17 protein-coding genes are annotated in these 17,792 nt (G+C 74.2%); 14 read left to right on the forward strand and 3 right to left on the reverse strand.

What is annotated here, in order from left to right; translation table 11 throughout:
- The first annotated feature begins 79 nt into the window (after nt 1-79).
- The 6 genes from dacB to folE all read left to right on the forward strand — a co-directional run bounded on the left by dacB (nt 80) and on the right by folE (nt 8,236).
- The gene (gene dacB / locus OO57_RS02135) at nt 80-1,549 is read left to right on the forward strand and encodes a D-alanyl-D-alanine carboxypeptidase/D-alanyl-D-alanine-endopeptidase (RefSeq protein ID WP_158714999.1); all 1,470 of its coding nucleotides are present in this window, start codon (nt 80-82) and stop codon (nt 1,547-1,549) included.
- A 518-nt stretch (nt 1,550-2,067) separates the two neighbouring features.
- Nucleotides 2,068-3,243, forward strand: a complete 1,176-nt coding sequence (locus OO57_RS02140) for a zinc-dependent metalloprotease (RefSeq protein WP_033250504.1) — start codon at nt 2,068-2,070, stop codon at nt 3,241-3,243.
- 232 nt (nt 3,244-3,475) lie between these two features.
- Nucleotides 3,476-4,609, forward strand: a complete 1,134-nt coding sequence (gene tilS / locus OO57_RS02145; protein ID WP_033250505.1) for a tRNA lysidine(34) synthetase TilS — start codon at nt 3,476-3,478, stop codon at nt 4,607-4,609.
- A 78-nt stretch (nt 4,610-4,687) separates the two neighbouring features.
- Nucleotides 4,688-5,227: a hypoxanthine phosphoribosyltransferase gene (gene hpt, locus OO57_RS02150; RefSeq protein WP_033217699.1), complete on the forward strand. Its 540-nt coding sequence runs from the start codon at nt 4,688-4,690 to the stop codon at nt 5,225-5,227.
- A gap of 236 nt (nt 5,228-5,463) precedes the next feature.
- Entirely contained in the window at nt 5,464-7,506 is a 2,043-nt protein-coding gene (gene ftsH / locus OO57_RS02155; RefSeq protein ID WP_033250506.1) for an ATP-dependent zinc metalloprotease FtsH, read from the forward strand.
- A gap of 124 nt (nt 7,507-7,630) precedes the next feature.
- Nucleotides 7,631-8,236 (forward strand): GTP cyclohydrolase I FolE, encoded by a 606-nt coding sequence (folE, locus tag OO57_RS02160; RefSeq protein WP_033250507.1) that lies wholly within the window; start codon nt 7,631-7,633, stop codon nt 8,234-8,236.
- 58 nt (nt 8,237-8,294) lie between these two features.
- On the opposite strand, the gene OO57_RS02165 is transcribed toward folE, so the two are convergent.
- Nucleotides 8,295-9,476, reverse strand: coding sequence for an alpha/beta hydrolase (locus OO57_RS02165; protein ID WP_051776398.1), 1,182 nt, complete (start codon nt 9,474-9,476; stop codon nt 8,295-8,297).
- A gap of 392 nt (nt 9,477-9,868) precedes the next feature.
- Here OO57_RS02165 and OO57_RS02170 point away from each other — a divergent pair, with 392 nt between their 5' ends.
- From OO57_RS02170 to OO57_RS02200, 7 genes are all read left to right on the forward strand, one after another.
- Nucleotides 9,869-11,701, forward strand: a complete 1,833-nt coding sequence (locus tag OO57_RS02170) for a phosphatidylglycerol lysyltransferase domain-containing protein (RefSeq protein WP_033250508.1) — start codon at nt 9,869-9,871, stop codon at nt 11,699-11,701.
- A 70-nt stretch (nt 11,702-11,771) separates the two neighbouring features.
- A complete protein-coding gene (gene folP, locus OO57_RS02175) occupies nt 11,772-12,638 on the forward strand; it encodes a dihydropteroate synthase (protein ID WP_106973878.1) in 867 nt (288 codons plus the stop codon).
- A 2-nt stretch (nt 12,639-12,640) separates the two neighbouring features.
- A complete protein-coding gene (locus OO57_RS02180; protein WP_081973407.1) occupies nt 12,641-13,144 on the forward strand; it encodes a nuclear transport factor 2 family protein in 504 nt (167 codons plus the stop codon).
- A gap of 174 nt (nt 13,145-13,318) precedes the next feature.
- A complete protein-coding gene (folB, locus tag OO57_RS02185; RefSeq protein ID WP_033250583.1) occupies nt 13,319-13,678 on the forward strand; it encodes a dihydroneopterin aldolase in 360 nt (119 codons plus the stop codon).
- Nucleotides 13,679-13,713: 35 nt separating this feature from the next.
- Nucleotides 13,714-14,313, forward strand: coding sequence for a 2-amino-4-hydroxy-6-hydroxymethyldihydropteridine diphosphokinase (gene folK / locus OO57_RS02190; RefSeq protein WP_033250510.1), 600 nt, complete (start codon nt 13,714-13,716; stop codon nt 14,311-14,313).
- 113 nt (nt 14,314-14,426) lie between these two features.
- A complete protein-coding gene (locus OO57_RS02195) occupies nt 14,427-14,924 on the forward strand; it encodes a DUF3180 domain-containing protein (protein ID WP_033250511.1) in 498 nt (165 codons plus the stop codon).
- Nucleotides 14,925-15,028: 104 nt separating this feature from the next.
- Nucleotides 15,029-16,036, forward strand: a complete 1,008-nt coding sequence (locus OO57_RS02200) for a hypothetical protein (RefSeq protein ID WP_158715000.1) — start codon at nt 15,029-15,031, stop codon at nt 16,034-16,036.
- A 66-nt stretch (nt 16,037-16,102) separates the two neighbouring features.
- Here OO57_RS02200 and OO57_RS02205 read toward each other — a convergent pair whose 3' ends face one another.
- Nucleotides 16,103-16,678: a TerD family protein gene (locus OO57_RS02205; protein ID WP_033250513.1), complete on the reverse strand. Its 576-nt coding sequence runs from the start codon at nt 16,676-16,678 to the stop codon at nt 16,103-16,105.
- A 116-nt stretch (nt 16,679-16,794) separates the two neighbouring features.
- On the reverse strand, nt 16,795-17,286 hold the full coding sequence (locus OO57_RS02210; protein ID WP_033250584.1) for a hypothetical protein: 492 nt from the start codon (nt 17,284-17,286) through the stop codon (nt 16,795-16,797).
- A gap of 77 nt (nt 17,287-17,363) precedes the next feature.
- On the opposite strand from OO57_RS02210, the gene arfB reads away from it, so the two are divergent.
- Nucleotides 17,364-17,792: an alternative ribosome rescue aminoacyl-tRNA hydrolase ArfB gene (arfB, locus tag OO57_RS02215; RefSeq protein ID WP_033250585.1), complete on the forward strand. Its 429-nt coding sequence runs from the start codon at nt 17,364-17,366 to the stop codon at nt 17,790-17,792.

Here is a 17,792-nt window from a genome sequence, read left to right on the forward strand (position 1 = left end):
GGAAAGGGGCCGGTCGGTGAGATCAGGGACAGGGGCGGGACGCGGACGCAGAGCCGCGCTGGCGGCTGCGCTGGGGGTGGTGCTGGCGACCGGGACGACGTTCGCGGACCCGGCCCTCGCACAGCCCTCGCCGGACCCGGGGCACAGCAGGCGGGCCGACGACGGCCGCGACCAGCAGGGGGACCGGGACCGGGACGGAGACGGGGACGGGGACCGGCAGGGCGGCGACCGCGGCGACGGCGGGCAGCAGCGCCGCGGCGACCGGCACCGGGCGGTGCCGGTCAGGGGGCCGGTGCTGGCCGCGGGGGACGCCGCCGACAGCAAGGCGCCGACCGGCGGCGGACTGCGCACCGCGCTCGGCGGCACCGTCCAGGACAAGGCGTTGGGCACCCTGAACTTCGCCGTCGCCGACGCCGCCACCGGCGAGTTCCTGTTCGGCTCGCAGGAGAAGGTCCCGGCCACGCCCGCCTCCACCACCAAGCTCGCCACCGCCGTCGCCGCGCTCGCCCTGCTGCCCGCCGAGCACCGGATCGCCACCACCGTGGTCCGCGGCGCCCCCGGCGAGATCACCCTGGTCGGCGGCGGCGACCCCACCCTGACCGCCCTGCCCGCCGACCAGGTCCGGATCGGCGGCGCCCCCGTCGACCGGGACAGCGCCCCCGCCTCGATGGCCGAACTGGCCCACCGCACCGCCACCGCGCTCAAGGCCGCCGGCACCACCGGCGTCACGCTCTCCTACGACACCTCGCTGTACACCGGCCCGCTGCTGCACCACGACCACGACGCGATGAACATCGCCGCGGTCACCCCGCTGATGGTCGACGAGGGCCGGATCGACCCGCGCTCCCCCGACGAGGCCCCGGCCCGGGTGTTCGACCCCGCCGGGCAGGCCGCCGACTCCTTCGCCGGGTTCCTCAGGGCCGAGGGCATCACCGTCCAGGGCAAGCCGGCCCGGGCCGCCGCCGCCCCCGCGGCCGGAGCCGCCGAGATCGCCCGGGTGGAGTCGCCGACGATCGGACGGCTGGTCGAGCGGATGCTCACCACCTCCGACAACACGCTGGCCGAGGCCGTCGCCCGGCAGGCCGCGGTCGCCGCGAAGCAGCCCGCCAGCTTCGAGGGCGCGGCGAAGGCCGTCACCGGCGAACTGGCCGCGCTCGGCGTGCCGCTGGACGGCGTGGTGCTCACCGACGGCAGCGGCCTGGCCAAGGCCAACCTGATCCCGCCGATCACCCTGGTCGAACTGCTCGCCGCGGCCGCCGCCCCGGCCCACCCCGAACTCCGCCCGGTCATCACCGGCCTCCCCGTCGCGGGCTTCTCCGGCACCCTGGTGAACCGATTCGGCACCAAGTCCGGGGCCAACGAGGCCGCCGGCATCGTCCGTGCCAAGACCGGCACCCTCCAGGGCGTCAACACCCTGGCCGGCACCGTGGTCGACGCCGACGGCCGGGTCCTCACCTTCGCCCTGATGACCCGCACCGACGCCGACCCCAACGCCGCCCGCGCCGCCGTCGACCGCATCGTCGCCAAGATCGCCGCCTGCGGCTGCTAGCCCCTGCGGGGCGGCCGAGCTCGCGGCCCGGGGGCGGGGCGTTCTGCGGGGTGCGGTGGGCCTGCGGCCCCGGGAGGGGTGGGCGAACACGGTTCGCAGGCCCGGGCCGTGGGCTGGCCCCTGCGGGGCGGGCGAGCCTGCGGCTGCTGGCCCCTGCGGGCGGCCGGTCCTGCGGTCCGGGGGTCGGGCTTCGGGCTGCGAGGTCCGGCTGGGCCTGCGGCCCTGGGTCGGGGCGCCTGCGGCTGCTGGCCCCTGCGGGTGGGCCGGGGGCGGGGCGTCCTGTGGCTGCCCGCTTCTGCGGGGTGGCCCGGGGCGGGGGCTGGTCCTTGTGGAGCGGTCGGCTCTGCGGGCGTTGGGGCGGGGGCGTCGGGGGCGGTCCGTGTTCTGTGCGGCTGTCGTTCCCGGTGCCCTGGCTGTTCCCCGTCCCCGGCGGAGCCGTTTCGCATGTCCTGGTCCGGGGTGGGTAGCCGTGCGCGGGGTCCCTCCCCGGGGAGGGGGCGAGCACGTACGGTGAGGGCATGACGAGCGCGAGCGGCGGTGCGGAGATGGTCGACTGGGATCTCGCGGTGGCGACCGCGACGCGGCTCGCCCGGCCGGGGCCGCGGATCGGTCGGGACGAGGCGCGGGCCGCGGTCGCCGAGTTGCGGCGGCACGCCGCGGAGGCGGAGCGGCACGTGCGGGAGTACACCCGGATGGGGTCGACCGCGGTGGCGGGGACGCCGGTGCTGGTGGTGGACCGGCCGGGCTGGGTGCGGGCGAACGTGGCGGGCTTCCGCACCGTGGTGCGGCCGTTGACGGAGAAGCTGGCGGCCCGCCGACAGGGCGGCGGCGGGGGTGCGGCGGCGGCCGGTTCGGCGGGGGCGAAGGCGACGGGGGTGGAGGTCGGCGTGGTGCTGGCCTTCCTGTCGGCGAAGGTGCTGGGCCAGTACGAGACCTTCGCCCCGGCGGAGCTGCCGAGCGCCCCGGACAGCCCGGAGGGCCTGTTCGACCAGCCGCGGCGCGGCCTGGCGGTGCCGCCGGGGCGGCTGCTGCTGGTCGCGCCGAACATCGTCCAGGTGGAGCGCGAACTCGACGTCGCCCCGCACGACTTCCGGCTCTGGGTGTGCCTGCACGAGGAGACCCACCGGACCCAGTTCACCGCGGTGCCGTGGCTGCGCGACCACATCCAGTCCGAGGTGCAGGAGTTCCTGGCGCAGACCGACGTCGACCCGGCGGCCTTCCTGGAGCGGCTGCGCGAGGCGTTCGGCGGCCTGCCGCTCCCGGGCCGGTCCGGTGCCCGCCGCGGGGGCGGGGAGGGCCGGGAGGCCGCGCCCAGCGTGACGGACCTGGTGCAGACGCCCGCGCAGCGGGAGATCCTGGCCCGGTTGACGGCGGTGATGTCGCTGCTGGAGGGCCACGCGGACGTGGTGATGGACGGGGTGGGCCCCGCGGTGGTGCCCTCGGTGGCGGAGATCCGGGAGAAGTTCCAGCGTCGCCGCGACCGGGGCAGCGGCCGGCTCGACCTGGCGCTGCGCCGGCTGCTGGGGATGGACGCCAAGCTGCGGCAGTACCAGGACGGCGCGGTGTTCGTCCGGGGCGTGGTGGACCGGGTCGGGATGGACGGCTTCAACCGGGTGTGGACCTCGCCGAACACGCTGCCGACGAAGGAGGAGGTCCACGACCCGGCGTCCTGGGTGTCCCGGGTGATCGGCTGAGCGCGGTTCCGGGACCGGTACGCGTCCGGTCGCGACCGGTCCGTCAACCCGTCGGGTCGTACACCTGGCGGCAGACGTAACGTTTCTCCATTCACCCGTACGTGGGACGGTGGATCCGCCGTTGGCGCGGGTGGCGTGGGCGGTGGCCGGATTCTGCGACCATCTGTGAGCGCCTGGTGACCGAGAGCTGACAGGCGGCCGACGTACCCCCCTCCGCCAAGGAGTGCCAACCATGGGCCCACACCCCGCTGTCGCGGCGATACGCCTCGCCGTCCGCCGTACCCTCGCCGAGCTCGCCGCGGAGGCGGGCGCCGTCCCCGGCGGGCAGGTCCGCCCGCGCACGCCCGCGCCCGTGCCGGTGCCCGTGCTGGCCGGTACCGCGACGGTGCCCGGCACGCTGATCGGCAACGCCCGCCGGCACCCCTCCGGCCTGCCCCGCACGCCCGCGGCGCCCGGTTCCCCGCTGGTGCTGGTGGCGGTCTCCGGCGGTGCGGACTCGATGGCGCTGGCCACCGCCACCGCCTTCGAGGCCCCCAAGCTCGGCCTGCGGGTCGGCGCGGTGACGGTCGACCACGGCCTGCAGGACGGTTCGGCCGAGCGCGCCGAGCAGGTCGCCGTCCGGCTGCGCGAGCTCGGGCTCGACCCGGTGGAGGCGGTCGCCGTCCGGGTGGGCCGCGGGGGCGGCCCGGAGAACGCCGCCCGGGACGCCCGCTACGCCGCCCTGGACCTGGCCGCCGAGCGCCACGGCGCGCTCGCCGTGCTGCTCGGCCACACCCGCGACGACCAGGCGGAGACGGTGCTGCTGGGCCTGGCCCGCGGCTCCGGCGCCCGCTCGCTGGCCGGGATGCCCGCGCAGAAGGGCCGCTACCGCCGCCCGCTGCTGGAGCTGGACCGGGCCGCCACCCGGCAGGCCTGCACCGCGCAGTCCATCCCGGTCTGGGACGACCCGCACAACGCCGATCCGGCCTACACCCGCTCCCGGGTCCGGCACGAGGTGCTGCCGGTGCTGGAGAAGCACCTGGGCGGCGGCGTGGTCGAGGCGCTGGCCCGCACCGCCCGGCTGTTCCGCGACGACGCCGACGCCCTCGACCAGTGGGCCGCCCTGGCCGAGCGCGACCTGCGCACCCCGGACGGCGCCCTGGACGTCGGCAAGCTCGCCGAACTGCCCCCCGCGGTGCGCCGCCGGGTGCTGCGCAGGGCGGCGCTGCGCGCGGGCTGCCCGGCCGGCGACCTGTTCGCCCGGCACCTGGAGACCGTGGACCTGCTGGTCACCGGCTGGCGCGGCCAGGGCCCGCTGCACCTACCCGGGGGCGTCGAAGCCGTGCGCCGGTGTGGCACGCTGGTGTTTCGGCGGCAGGGCGACTGAGCACGAACCAGTCGTACCGCCGCCGCCGAACCCAGACCCCGAACGTTTGAGGACGTATCCCCGGTGGACCAGAACGACATGGGCGCAGACCTCGCGAAGGTGCTCATCAGCAAGGACGAGATCGACGCCAAGCTGGTGGAGCTGGCCGCGCGGATCGACCAGGACTACGCCGGGAAGGACCTCCTGCTGGTCGGCGTCCTCAAGGGCGCCGTCATGGTGATGGCGGACCTGGCCCGGGCGCTGCACAGCCAGGTCACCATGGACTGGATGGCGGTCTCCTCGTACGGGATGGGCACCAAGTCCTCCGGCGTGGTCCGGATCCTCAAGGACCTGGACACCGACATCGCGGGCAAGGACGTGCTGATCGTCGAGGACATCATCGACTCCGGCCTGACGCTGTCCTGGCTGCTCGGCAACCTGGGTTCGCGCGGCCCGGCCTCGCTGAAGGTGTGCACCCTGCTGCGCAAGCCGGACGCCGCGAAGGTGGAGATCGACGTCGAGTACGTCGGCTTCGACATCCCCAACGAGTTCGTGGTCGGCTACGGCCTGGACTACGCGGAGAAGCTGCGCAACCTGCCGTTCATCGGCACGCTCGCGCCGCACGTGTACGGCGGCTGAGCGCGGCGGCTGAACCGTTCGGGCGACGGGCGGGAACAGGGCGCCGTTCCCGCCCGTTGTGCGGGGGTAGGAAAATAGGCCGCACCGTGGTGCGATCCCGCCGGTAGCGGGGTTCGCTGCGGTACGGTCCCATCAAACGCTCGTCTTACGAGCACATATCGGATGCGCCGAGGCCCCACAGCCGAGCAGCGCCCGTTGAACTGGCAGGAGGGACGGGGCGGTGACGCCCCGCATGGATGGACGTCAAGCGATACTTCCGTGCGCCGATCATGTGGGTCGTGCTGGCCGCCCTCGCCGTGTTCGCGTTGATGGAGCTCGTCTCGGATTCGAGCGGCTACAAGACTGCGGACACCGGGCAGATCGTCAGCGCCATCGACAACAACCAGGTGAAATCGGCGCAGCTCACCACCGGTGACTCGAACCTCATCAAGATCCAGCTGCAGGACGGCCAGAAGCTGAAGGCGGGCTCGAACGGCAAGTCGCCGTCCGGCACGCGCTTCCAGGCCTCCTACACCGGTCCCCAGCAGGCCGCCACCCTGGCCGACAAGCTCCAGGACAAGTACGCCCAGGGCCAGATCGCCGACGGCTACACCGTCAGCCCCGAGAAGCAGTCGACCTTCGTCAGCCTGCTCTTCTCGATGCTGCCGATCGTGATCATCGTCCTGGTCTTCCTGTTCCTGATGAACCAGATGCAGGGCGGCGGCTCCCGGGTCATGCAGTTCGGCAAGTCCAAGGCCAAGCTGCTCACCAAGGACACCCCGAAGACCACCTTCGCGGACGTCGCGGGCGCGGACGAGGCGGTCGAGGAGCTCCACGAGATCAAGGAGTTCCTGCAGGAGCCGGCCAAGTTCCAGGCCGTCGGCGCCAAGATCCCCAAGGGCGTGCTGCTGTACGGCCCGCCCGGCACCGGCAAGACCCTGCTGGCCCGCGCCGTCGCGGGCGAGGCGGGCGTGCCGTTCTACTCGATCTCGGGCTCCGACTTCGTCGAGATGTTCGTCGGCGTCGGCGCCAGCCGCGTCCGCGACCTGTTCGAGCAGGCCAAGGCCAACGCCCCGGCGATCATCTTCGTCGACGAGATCGACGCCGTCGGCCGGCACCGCGGTGCGGGCCTCGGCGGCGGCCACGACGAGCGCGAGCAGACCCTCAACCAGCTGCTGGTCGAGATGGACGGCTTCGACGTCAAGGGCGGCGTCATCCTGATCGCCGCCACCAACCGCCCCGACATCCTGGACCCGGCGCTGCTGCGCCCCGGCCGCTTCGACCGGCAGATCGCCGTCGACCGCCCGGACCTCCAGGGCCGGCTGGACATCCTCAAGGTGCACCAGAAGGGCAAGCCGATCGCGCCGGACGTCGACCTCTCGGCCGTCGCCAAGCGCACCCCCGGCTTCACCGGCGCCGACCTGTCGAACGTGCTGAACGAGGCGGCGCTGCTCACCGCGCGCTCCGAGAAGAAGCTGATCGACAACCAGGTGCTGGACGAGGCGATCGACCGCGTCGTGGCCGGTCCGCAGAAGCGCTCGCGGATCATGTCCGACAAGGAGAAGAAGATCACCGCGTACCACGAGGGCGGCCACGCCCTGGTCGCGGCGGCCTGCAACTACTCCGATCCGGTGCACAAGATCACCATCCTGTCCCGGGGCCGCGCCCTGGGCTACACGATGGTGCTGCCGGACGAGGACAAGTACTCGACCACCCGCAACGAGATGCTCGACCAGCTCTCGTACATGCTGGGCGGCCGGGCGGCGGAGGAGCTGGTCTTCCACGACCCGACCACCGGCGCCTCGAACGACATCGAGAAGGCCACCGCCACCGCGCGGGCCATGGTCACCCAGTACGGCATGAGCGAGCGCCTGGGCGCGATCAAGTTCGGCTCCTCCGACTCCGAGCCGTTCCTCGGCCGCGAGATGTCCCACCAGCGCGACTACTCGGAAGAGGTCGCCGGGCTGGTGGACGAGGAGGTCAAGAAGCTGATCGAGACGGCGCACAACGACGCCTGGGAGATCCTGGTCGAGAACCGCGACGTGCTCGACAACCTGGTCCTCGAACTGCTGGAGAAGGAGACGCTGAACAAGGAGCAGATCGCCGAGATCTTCACTCCGGTGATCAAGCGCCCCCCGCGTCCGGCGTGGACCGGCTCGGCCCACCGCACCCCGTCCACCCGGCCGCCGGTGCAGTCGCCGAAGGAGCTGGCGCTGACCAACGGCGCCGCGGCCGCCCCGGTCGACCCGGTGGACGTCGTGAAGCTCCCGCCGGTCGACGGCGGCCAGGTCGAGAGCTGAGCAACCGCATATCCGTTCGGAATGGATGCCGCGTTTCCCGGGTTTGTACCCTGGAGGCGCGGCATCCGTGCTGCGCCGACCCTCTTGACCGAGATTTTCCCGACTGACGAGCAGCGAGGCACGCATGATCGATCCGGTGACGCTCGACGGTGAGCACCCCGTCCGCGAGTTCGACCAGAAGCGGGCCGAGAACGCCGTCCGCGAGCTGCTGATCGCCGTCGGGGAGGACCCGGAGCGCGAGGGCCTGCTGGAGACCCCGGCCCGGGTGGCCCGCGCCTACCGGGAGATATTCGCCGGCCTGTGGCAGGAGCCGGAGGACGTGCTGACCACCACCTTCGACCTCGGCCACGACGAGATGGTGCTGGTCAAGGACATCGAGGTGTACTCCACCTGCGAGCACCACCTGGTCCCGTTCCGCGGCGTCGCGCACGTCGGCTACATCCCCTCCACCAGCGGCAAGATCACCGGCCTGTCCAAGCTGGCCCGGCTGGTCGACGTGTACGCCCGCCGCCCGCAGGTGCAGGAGCGGCTGACCAGCCAGGTCGCGGACGCGCTGATGCGGATCCTGGAGCCGCGCGGCGCCATCGTGGTGATCCAGTGCGAGCACATGTGCATGTCGATGCGCGGCATCCGCAAGCCCGGGGCGAAGACCATCACCTCCGCCGTCCGCGGCCAGCTGCGCGACCCGGCCACCCGCAACGAGGCGATGAGCCTGATCATCGGCCACTGACGCTCCGTCAACCGGCCGCAGGGGCACCACCCGTACGGGTGGTGCCCCTGCGGCGTCCTCAGCCGCGCGGTTCGCGGTCCGGCGGCGGGTCGAGGTGGTCGCTGAGCCACTCCAGGGTGGCGGGCAGCTCGCGGCGCCAGGTCTCGAAGGAGTGGCCGCCGTCGGGCAGGAAGACCGAGTCGACCTGCAGCTCCGGGTGGGCCGCCGACACCTGCCGGGCGTCGGCCAGGAACCGCTGGGTGGCCGGGAAGTCGTCCTCGGCCTCGGTGGAGACCAGCAGCAGGTCGGCCCGCGGCGCGGGCAGGTTCTTCAGCCGCCAGTCCAGGTCGGACTGCTGGGCGGCCGCCCGGTCGCCGCGGAACAGGTCGCCGTCCGTCCAGCGGTCGTCGGGCACCGTGTAGTCGGCGTGCATCCCGGCCGCGTTCCGGTACGCGTCCGGGTGCCGCATCGCCAGCCGCAGCGCGCAGGACCCGCCGGTGGAGTAGCCGAACACGCCCCAGGAGTCGGCCGACCGGCTGACCCGGTACGCCGAGCGCAGCGCCGCCGGGACGTCCGCGGCGAACCAGGTCTCCGCCTGCGGCCCGCCCGGGACGTCCACGCACTCGGTGTTGCGCGGCGGGGCGACGGTGGGGCGGGCCATCACGATCACGGTCGGCGCCATCTCCCCGCTGCGCTGCAGCTCCGACGCGGTCCGCGGCAGCCGCAGCCCCTCGACCAGGTGCAGCGACGGGCCCGGGTAGCCGGCCAGGGCCAGCAGCACCGGGAAGCGCTCGCGGGCGTAGCGCGGGTTGAAGTACTCCGGCGGCAGGTAGACGAAGACCTGGTCGGACAGGCCGGAGGCGGTGCCGGTGATCCGCACCGAGTCGACCCGGCCGACCTCCTCCGGGGTGCCCGCGGGCAGCACGTCCCGGACGGTCTCCAGCCCGCCCTCGTCGGTCGGTACCACCAGCCGCCCGGCCTCCGGGGCGGCGCCCGGGGACTTCGCCGCGACCAGCGCCAGCGGGGCGCCGCCGGGGTGCAGCAGGTCGTTCCAGGAGCTGTAGAAGCCGTACGCGTTGTTCACCGACAGCAGCAGCACCGCCAGCGCCGACGCCTGGGTGAGGGTCAGCAGCCCGAGCCGCGCCAGCACCGGCAGCAGGCGCTGCCGGGCCAGCCTGGGCCACAGCCAGAGCGTGCCGAGCAGGGCGGCCGCGGCCACCGCGGCCAGCGCGTACACCAGTGTCCGGCTGGTCAGCTCCATGGCTTCCGGTCCTCCTCGACTTCGGCCACGCCATCGTCATCTGACGGCCCGTCGGCAGCGAGCCGGGGTACGCTGACCGGGCGTCGGAAACCCGTGCGAACGGCTGCGGCCGGGCGGGGGGAACCGGCGCAGTGGAACGCGGCGTCCACCGGGGGGAGACGCGCCGAACCGTCGGACGGGCGGTCACGGGTGCGGGTGCGGCAGCAGTGCCGCGTCCCCCGGAGCGACGAGCGCAACCGTTCGACCGGGGGCCCCGGGAGAGCGGCCCGCACCGCTCCTTGGACCGCACTTGACGTGCGGATTGCCAGAAGAAGGAACTGTCATGAAGGACCGTCACACCCCCGTTCCCGGAGTGCGCGCACAGCGCCCCGGTGCCTCTAGGCTGAGTTCCCATGAGCGCTCCCGTGTCCGCTGAGACCACCACCGACGCGCCCCGTCCCCGGGGTCTGCAGGCGCTCCGCGACCAGGCCGCCGCGGTGCCGCGGCCCTGGCTGCCGGGAGCGGTCGGGTACGCCTGCCTGGCCATCGGCCTGATCGACATCGCCTGCGCGGTCTCCCCCCGGCTGCGGCTCACCCGGGTGCACACCGTGGTCGGCCAGCTGCCCGGCGGCACCACCACGCTGGCCGCCGCGGGCACCCTGATGGTCGGCCTGCTGCTGGTGCTGCTCGCGCACGCGCTGCGCCGCCGCAAGGCGCGCGCCTGGCGGGCCGTGTGCGTGCTGCTGCCGGTCGGCGCGGCGCTGCACCTGATGCGCTGGCACCAGTTCGGGCAGGCCGCGATCTCGCTGGCGCTGCTCGCCGTGATGCTGGTCCACCGGCGGGAGTTCTACGCCAAGGCCGACCCGCGCACCCGCTGGCGCGCCGTGCTCAACTTCGTCGTGCTGGGCTTCGTCTCGGTGCTGCTCGGCCTGGTCGTGGTCTCGGTCCGCTGGAAGGCCGAGCTCGGCGACCCCTCGCTGTTCCAGCGGCTGGAGCACGTCTGCTACGGCCTGTTCGGCTTCGAGGGCCCGATCGACTACACCTCCGACCGGATCGGCGACCTGGTCGGCTACTCGCTCGGCGCGCTCGGCCTGGTCACCGCCCTCACCACCGCGTACCTGGCGCTGCGCCCCGAGAAGCCCGAGCCCGAGCTCACCCCCGAGGACGAGCTGCGGGTGCGCGAGCTGCTCGCCCGGCACGGCCGGCGCGACTCGCTCGGCTACTTCGCGCTGCGCCGCGACAAGAGCGTGCTGTTCTCGCCCACCGGCAAGGCCGCGATCTCCTACCGGGTGGTCTCCGGCGTGATGCTCGCCTCCGGCGACCCGGTCGGCGACGTCGAGGCCTGGCCCGGCGCGATCAAGGTCTTCATGGCGACCGCCCGCGAGCACGCCTGGGCGCCCGCCGTGATGGGCTGCTCCGAGGTCGGCGGCGAGGTGTGGACCAGGGAGGCCGGGCTCGACGCCCTCGAACTCGGCGACGAGGCCATCGTCGACACCGCGACCTTCTCGCTCTCCGGCCGCGCCATGCGCAACGTCCGCCAGATGGTCAAGCGGATCGAGCGCAACGGCTACTCCTGCCAGGTCCGCCGGGTCGGCGACCTCACCCTCGACGAGAAGCGCCGGATCGGCGACGCGGCCGCCCGCTGGCGCGGCACCGACACCGAGCGCGGCTTCTCCATGGCGCTCGGCCGCTTCGGCGACGCGGGCGACGACGAGTGCATCGTGGTCACCGCCCACAAGGCCCCCGCCGAGGGGGAGGCCGGCGACGACCTGAAGGCGGTGCTGCACTTCGTCCCGTGGGGCGAGGACGGCATCTCGCTGGAGCTCATGCGCCGCGACCGGGAGGCCGACCCGGGCCTCAACGAGCTGCTGATCGTCGCCGCCCTCCAGGAGGTCGGGGCGATGGGCGTGCGCCGGGTCTCGCTGAACTTCGCGATGTTCCGCTCGGCCCTGGCCCGCGGCGAGCGGATCGGCGCCGGGCCGGTGCTGCGGGCCTGGCGCGGGCTGCTGGTGTTCCTGTCGCGCTGGTTCCAGATCGAGTCGCTGTACAAGTTCAACGCGAAGTTCCAGCCCAGCTGGGAGCCGCGCTTCCTGGTCTACCAGCACACCCGCGACCTCCCGCGGATCGGCTTCGCCGCGATGCAGGCGGAGGCGTTCATCACCCTGGGCATGCCGCGCTTCGGGCGCAAGCGGCAGCGGCAGGGCTTGATGCAGGAGCCCGCGGTGCAGCTCGACAAGGCCGCGTAGCCGGAGGGCGGGCGCACCCCCGGTGGTGCGCCCCACGGCCGTCACGCCTCCCCCGGGCGGTGGGCCGATAATGGGACGCATGAGCGAGAACGTCCCCGGTCTGCCCGTCCTCGAGCGCTGCGCGGTGATGGGGGTGGTCAACGTCACGCCCGACTCGTTCTCGGACGGGGGGATGTGGCTGGACCCGGCGAAGGCGGTCGCGCACGGGCTCGACCTGGTGGCGCGCGGGGCCGACCTGGTGGACGTGGGCGGGGAGTCGACCCGGCCGGGGGCGGTGCGGGTGACCGAGGCGGAGGAGCTGCGCCGGGTGGTGCCGGTGGTCGCCGAGCTGGCCCGGGCCGGGGTCGTGGTGTCGGTGGACACCATGCGGGCGGCCGTCGCGGCGGCGGCCCTCGCCGCGGGCGCCCGGGTGGTCAACGACGTGTCCGGCGGGCTCGCCGACCCGGCGATGGCCGAGGTGGTCGCCGGGACGGGCGCGCCGTTCGTGGTGATGCACTGGCGCGGCCAGTCCGCCGGCATGGACTCCCTGGCGGTGTACGACGACGTGGTCGCGGACGTGGTGCGGGAGCTGTCCGTCCGGGTGGAGGACCTGCTGGCCGCGGGCGTGAAGGAGGAGCAGCTGATCCTCGACCCCGGCCTGGGCTTCGCGAAGACCGGCGCCCACAACTGGGCGCTGCTGGGTCGGCTGGACGCGCTGACCGCGCTGGGACGGCCGGTGCTGGTGGCGGCTTCACGCAAGCGCTTCCTGGGTACGCTGCTGGCCAACCCGGAAACCGGGGAGCTGCGCCCGGCGCGGCAGCGGGACGACGCCACGGCGGCGGTCTCGGCGCTGTCGGCGAGGGCGGGTGCCTGGGCGGTCCGGGTGCATGACGTGTCCGGCACGGCTGACGCCGTACGAGTCGTCGCGGCCTGGGAGCAGGCGGCGCAGAGGGGGTAGACGTGGCGGAAGCAGTCAGCGGTGGCAACGACCGGGCGGCGGCGCTGGAGCCGGACCAGGAGGCGGTGCTGGCCGTCAACCAGGCGCTGTACGAGGCGCTGGAGAACGGCGACCTGGAGGCCGTCGAGTCGATCTGGCTCGGGGCGGACGAGGCCGACGACAAGAGCGGGGTGTACTGCGTGCACCCGGGCTGGCCGGCGCTGATCGGCCGGGCCCAGGTGACCCGCTCGTACATGCTGATCATGGCGAACACCGAGTACATCCAGTTCTTCCTGACCGACGTCGAGGTGGACGTCCGGGGCGACGCGGCCCTGGTGACCTGCACCGAGAACATCCTGTCCGGCGGCGAGCCGGAGGAGGAGGGCGAGCTGGGGCCGCTGGTCGGCGGCAAGGTGGTGTCGACGAACCTGTTCCGGCGGACGGCGGACGGGTGGAAGCTGTGGTCGCACCACGGCTCGCCGGTGCTCACCAGCGGGGACGACGAGGACGAGGACGAGGACGAGTAGCGCCGCCGGGACGGTGGCGTCAAGGGCCGCGGCGGCCGGTCCGATCGGGTGGGCGGCCGGGGAGGCGGTCCCGGGCGGTCGGTGCTCGAAGGTAGATTCGAGGGGCGGCGGGCGACGGTGCCCGCCCGTCCCCGCCCCGGGCGGGGCCGTCAGCTGGGAGCAGTGATTCTTTTGCTGGACCGCGTCACCCTGCGGGGGCTCCGTGCCCGCGGCCACCACGGCGTCTTCGAGCGCGAGCGCATCGAGGGGCAGACCTTCGTGGTCGACCTGGTGCTGTTCCTCGACACCCGCCCGGCCGCGGCGGGGGACGACCTGACCCGCACCGCGCACTACGGCGTGATCGCGGAGGAGGTCACCGCGGTGATCGCGGGCGACCCGGTCGACCTGATCGAGACGCTGGCCCAGCGGATCGCCGACCAGTGCCTGCGCCACGAGGTGGTCGAGGAGGTCGAGGTCACCGTGCACAAGCCGGACGCCCCGATCACCGTCCCGTTCGACGACGTCACCATCACGATCCGCCGGGGCCGCGCCTGACCGCGCCCGGTGGAGCCCGAGCAGAGGGAACTCCATTGGCCACGACCGACCCGACCGCCACGCCGACCACGTTCGACCTGCAGGGCAGGGTGGACCGCGTGGAGTCCACCCTGCACGACTCCCGCACCGCCGCCGTCGCCCTGGGCAGCAACCTGGGCAACCGCCTGGAGACCCTCCAGGGCGCCGTGGACGCCCTGGAGGACACCCCGGGGGTGCGGGTGACCGCGCTGTCCGCCGTGTACGAGACGGACGCCGTGGGCGGCCCCGAGAACCAGCCGAGCTACTTCAACGCCGTCGCGGTGCTGCGCACCTCGCTCCCGCCGCAGGACCTGCTGGAGCGGGCCAACGCGGTGGAGGACGCGTTCGGCCGGGTCCGCGAGGTCCGCTGGGGGCCGCGCACCCTGGACGTCGACGTGCTCGCCTACGAGGGCGTCACCAGCGACGACCCGCACCTGACGCTGCCCCACCCGCGGGCCCACGAGCGGGCGTTCGTGCTGGCCCCCTGGCAGGACGCCGACCCGGCGGCCGAGGTCCCGGGCCACGGCCCGGTGGCCGAGCTGCTGGCGGGCCTGGGCGGCGCCTCGGCGCAGGGCGTGCGGCTCCGCGCCGACCTGCAGCTGCGGCTGCCGGAGTGAGCCCGGGAACTTCCGGGCGCACGCGGGCGTAGCTCCCTGGGGGCGCGGCCGGGCCGGTACGGTGGCCTGGTCGCGGCGCCCGCCGTCGAACCACTGGAAGGAAGCCCGTCCGCGTGAAGCCGCTCCGTCTCCGCCTGCTGCTCGGCATCACCGCGATCACGGGGCTGCTGTCCTGGGGCGGGGCCCGGCTGTGGGACTCGCTGGGCACGCTGCCCGGGGTGCCCGCCTACGCGCCGTACGTGCTGGCGGCGATCGCCGTGGTGCTGCTGGCCGCGGCGATCTCGCTGCGCTCCCGGCTGAAGGCGGTGCGCGAGCGCCAGCCGGGCGCCAAGGGCGTGGACCCGCTGCACGCGGCCCGGGCGCTGGTGCTGGGGCAGGCCAGCGCGCTGGTCTCCGCGGTGGTGACCGGGATCTACGCGGGCGCCGGGGTGTTCCTGCTCGGCTCGCTGGACGTCGCGGCCCGCCGGTCGCAGGCGCAGACCGCGCTGTTCGCGGTGCTCGCCGGGGCCGCGGTGATCGCGGTGGCGCTGTGGCTGCAGCACGTCTGCAAGCTCCCGGACGACCACGACGACCCCGAGCACCCGCACGGGACGGCCGCCTCCTCCCGCTGACGGTCCGTCACCGGGCGGTGCCCTTCCGTGCCCATCACGGACTGTCAAGGCCCGAATGGGGGGCGAGGCTGACAGCGCCGCGATTCGCACGCTAGTTTCTAGCCATGTCTCGCGGACGCCACCGTCATTCCTCCGTCCTCGGCCGGCTGCTGCCGCCGGTCGCCTCCGGCGTGCTCGTGGTCGCGGCGGTGGCCGCGCTGGTGGCCAGTCCGGACCAGGTCGTGGCCCGCTCGGTCGGGGTCGCTGCGGTGGTCGCCGTGGTCGGCCTGGCCCTGGTGCTGCGCCAGCGCGACCGGGCGGCCCGGACCGCCGCCCAGCTCGCGGTGGTGCGCCGGCTGCGGGCCGAGGAGCGCTACGAGGAGCAGATCGCCGAGGCCGAGTACGCGGCCGAGGTCGCCGAGGAGCGCGCCACCCGGTTCGGGCGGCGGCTGACCGCGGAGAAGTCCCGGCTGGCCAAGGCCGAGACCGAGATCGCCCGGCTGCTGCGCGAGCGCGCCGTGATGGTGGCCGAGCAGGCCATGAAGGAGGCCGAGGCGGCCCGCCGGGCCCTGGAGGCCACCCGCCCCAAGCACCCCGTCACTCCCGCCTCGTTCGTCCGGGCGCAGGCCGCGGTGCGGCACCTGGAGCGGCAGGCGGCGGCCGCCGAGGCGCGCCGCGCGGTGGACGAGCGGGCCCAGGTCGAGCTGCGCCCGAAGATGCCGGACCCGGTGCCGGCCTCCGGTTCGGCCGCGCTGCGCCCGGTCGGCCCGGCGCTGCCCGGGCAGGAGGCCGCCCGCCCGGTGGTGCCCGCGCCGCAGCGTCCGCGGGCCACCGCGTTCAGCTTCTTCGGCCGCCCCGGCGCCGCCCGGGCCGCGCTGCGGGCCGGTGCCCCGGCGCCCGCGGTCGGCGACCTGGCGGACGTGGTGGGCGACGAGGCGCTGGCCGACAGCGAGCGCTACGCGGTGCTGGACGCGGCCCCGGTGGACGCCGTGCCGCCCGCGCACCGGGCGGTGGAGCAGCCGCCCAGCCACCGGCACGCCGAGTCGGACACCGAGCCCGAGGTGGTCGACCTGACCGCGCACGACGAGACCGAGCTGCTGGAGCTGCCCGAGCTGCGGGCCGGCCGCTCCTGACCGGCCGCTGACGCGCAACGGCCCCCCGGGAGGTTCCGGGGGGCCGTTGCGCGTCCTGCTTCGGGGTCAGACGTTGACGCCGAAGTCCTGGGCGATGCCGGCCAGGCCGGAGGCGTAGCCCTGGCCGATGGCGCGGAACTTCCACTCGGCGCCGTTGCGGTAGAGCTCGCCGAAGATCATCGCGGTCTCGGTCGCGGCGTCCTCGGAGAGGTCGTAGCGGGCGATCTCGGCGCCGCCCGCCTGGTTCAGCACCCGGATGTAGGCGTTGCGGACCTGGCCGAAGCTCTGGCCGCGGTTGTTGCCGTCGTAGATCGACACCGGGAAGGTGATCCGCTGCACGTCGGCGGGCAGCGCGGCCAGGTTGACGTTGATCTGCTCGTCGTCGCCCTGGCCCTCGCCGGTGCGGTTGTCGCCGGTGTGCACGACGGTGCTGTCCGGGGTGCTGGTGTTGTTGAAGAAGACGAAGTGCCGGTCCGAGTAGACCTTGCCCTCGCCGTTCAGGACGATCGCGCTGGCGTCGAGGTCGAACTCGGCACCGGTGGTGGTGCGCACGTCCCAGCCGAGGCCGACGGTGACCGCGGTCAGGCCGGGGGCCTCCTTGGTCAGCGAGACGTTGCCACCCTTGGAGAGGCTCACGGGCATGGTCTGTGGTGTCCCTTCGGTCGGTTCTGCCCAGAGAACGCCGGACGGCCGGTGAATGGTTCCACCGCTTCGCGGACGGACGGATTGCGCCGCCCGCGCGGCGCCCGGCGCCGGATTCAGATTCTCGGGTAGCGGCCCTGCAGGGTCCAGACGTTGGGGTTCTCGGCGAGTCCCTCGTGCAGCTCGGTCAGGTCGGCCAGCAGGTCCTGCAGGAAGTCCCGGGCCTCGCGGCGCAGTTCGGCGTGCCGGACGACCAGCGGCTGCTCGTCGGGGAGCCAGGTCGCGGTGACCTCGACCCAGCCGAAGCGGCGGGCGAAGCGCAGCAGCTCGGTGTTCTGGGTGAAGTCGAGGTCCTCGGTGCGGACCCGGGCCTCCCGGCTGCCCCGCGGGCCGTCGTCGAGCCGCTCGGCGATGTCGCACACCGCCCAGGCGAAGTCCAGCACCGGGACCCAGTGCCAGCGGGTCTCCAGGCCCGCGCCCTCGTCCGTCTCCAGGTACACGTCGCCCGCGAACAGGTCGTGCCGCAGCGAACGGACCGACGCGGTGCGGTAGTCGGTCTGCGGGGGGTCGGGGAAGCGGGTGGAGAGGGAGTAGCCGAGCTCGATCACGCCCGCCATTGTGCCGGTTCGGCCGGAACGGTCTTAACCAGGTGACGGGGCCGGGGGCGGGCGGGATGATGGGCGGCATGACTGAGCCCGTGCGCGTACGGGGTTCGGTGGTCGTGCCCGACGCCGAGCTCGTCTGGCGCTTCTCCCGTTCCTCCGGCCCCGGCGGGCAGCACGTGAACACCTCCGACTCGCGGGTCGAGCTCCGGTGGGACCTCGCGGCCTCCGGGGCGCTGCCCGCGGTGTGGAAGGAGCGCGCCCTGGAGCGGCTGGCCTCCCGGCTGGTGGACGGGGTGCTGGTGGTCCGGGCCTCCGAGCACCGCTCGCAGTGGCGCAACCGGGAGGTGGCCGCGGCCCGGCTGGCCGCGCTGCTGGGGGAGGCCACCGCGCCGCCGCCGAAGGCCCGGCGGGCCACCAAGCCGAGCCGCGGCATGGTCGAGCGGCGGTTGGAGGGCAAGCGGCACCGCTCGGGGCTGAAGCAGGGCCGGGGCCGGATCCGTCCGGAGTGA

The sequence above is a fragment of the Kitasatospora phosalacinea genome, from assembly GCF_000717185.1.
Classification (GTDB): Bacteria; Actinomycetota; Actinomycetes; order Streptomycetales; family Streptomycetaceae; genus Kitasatospora; species Kitasatospora phosalacinea_A.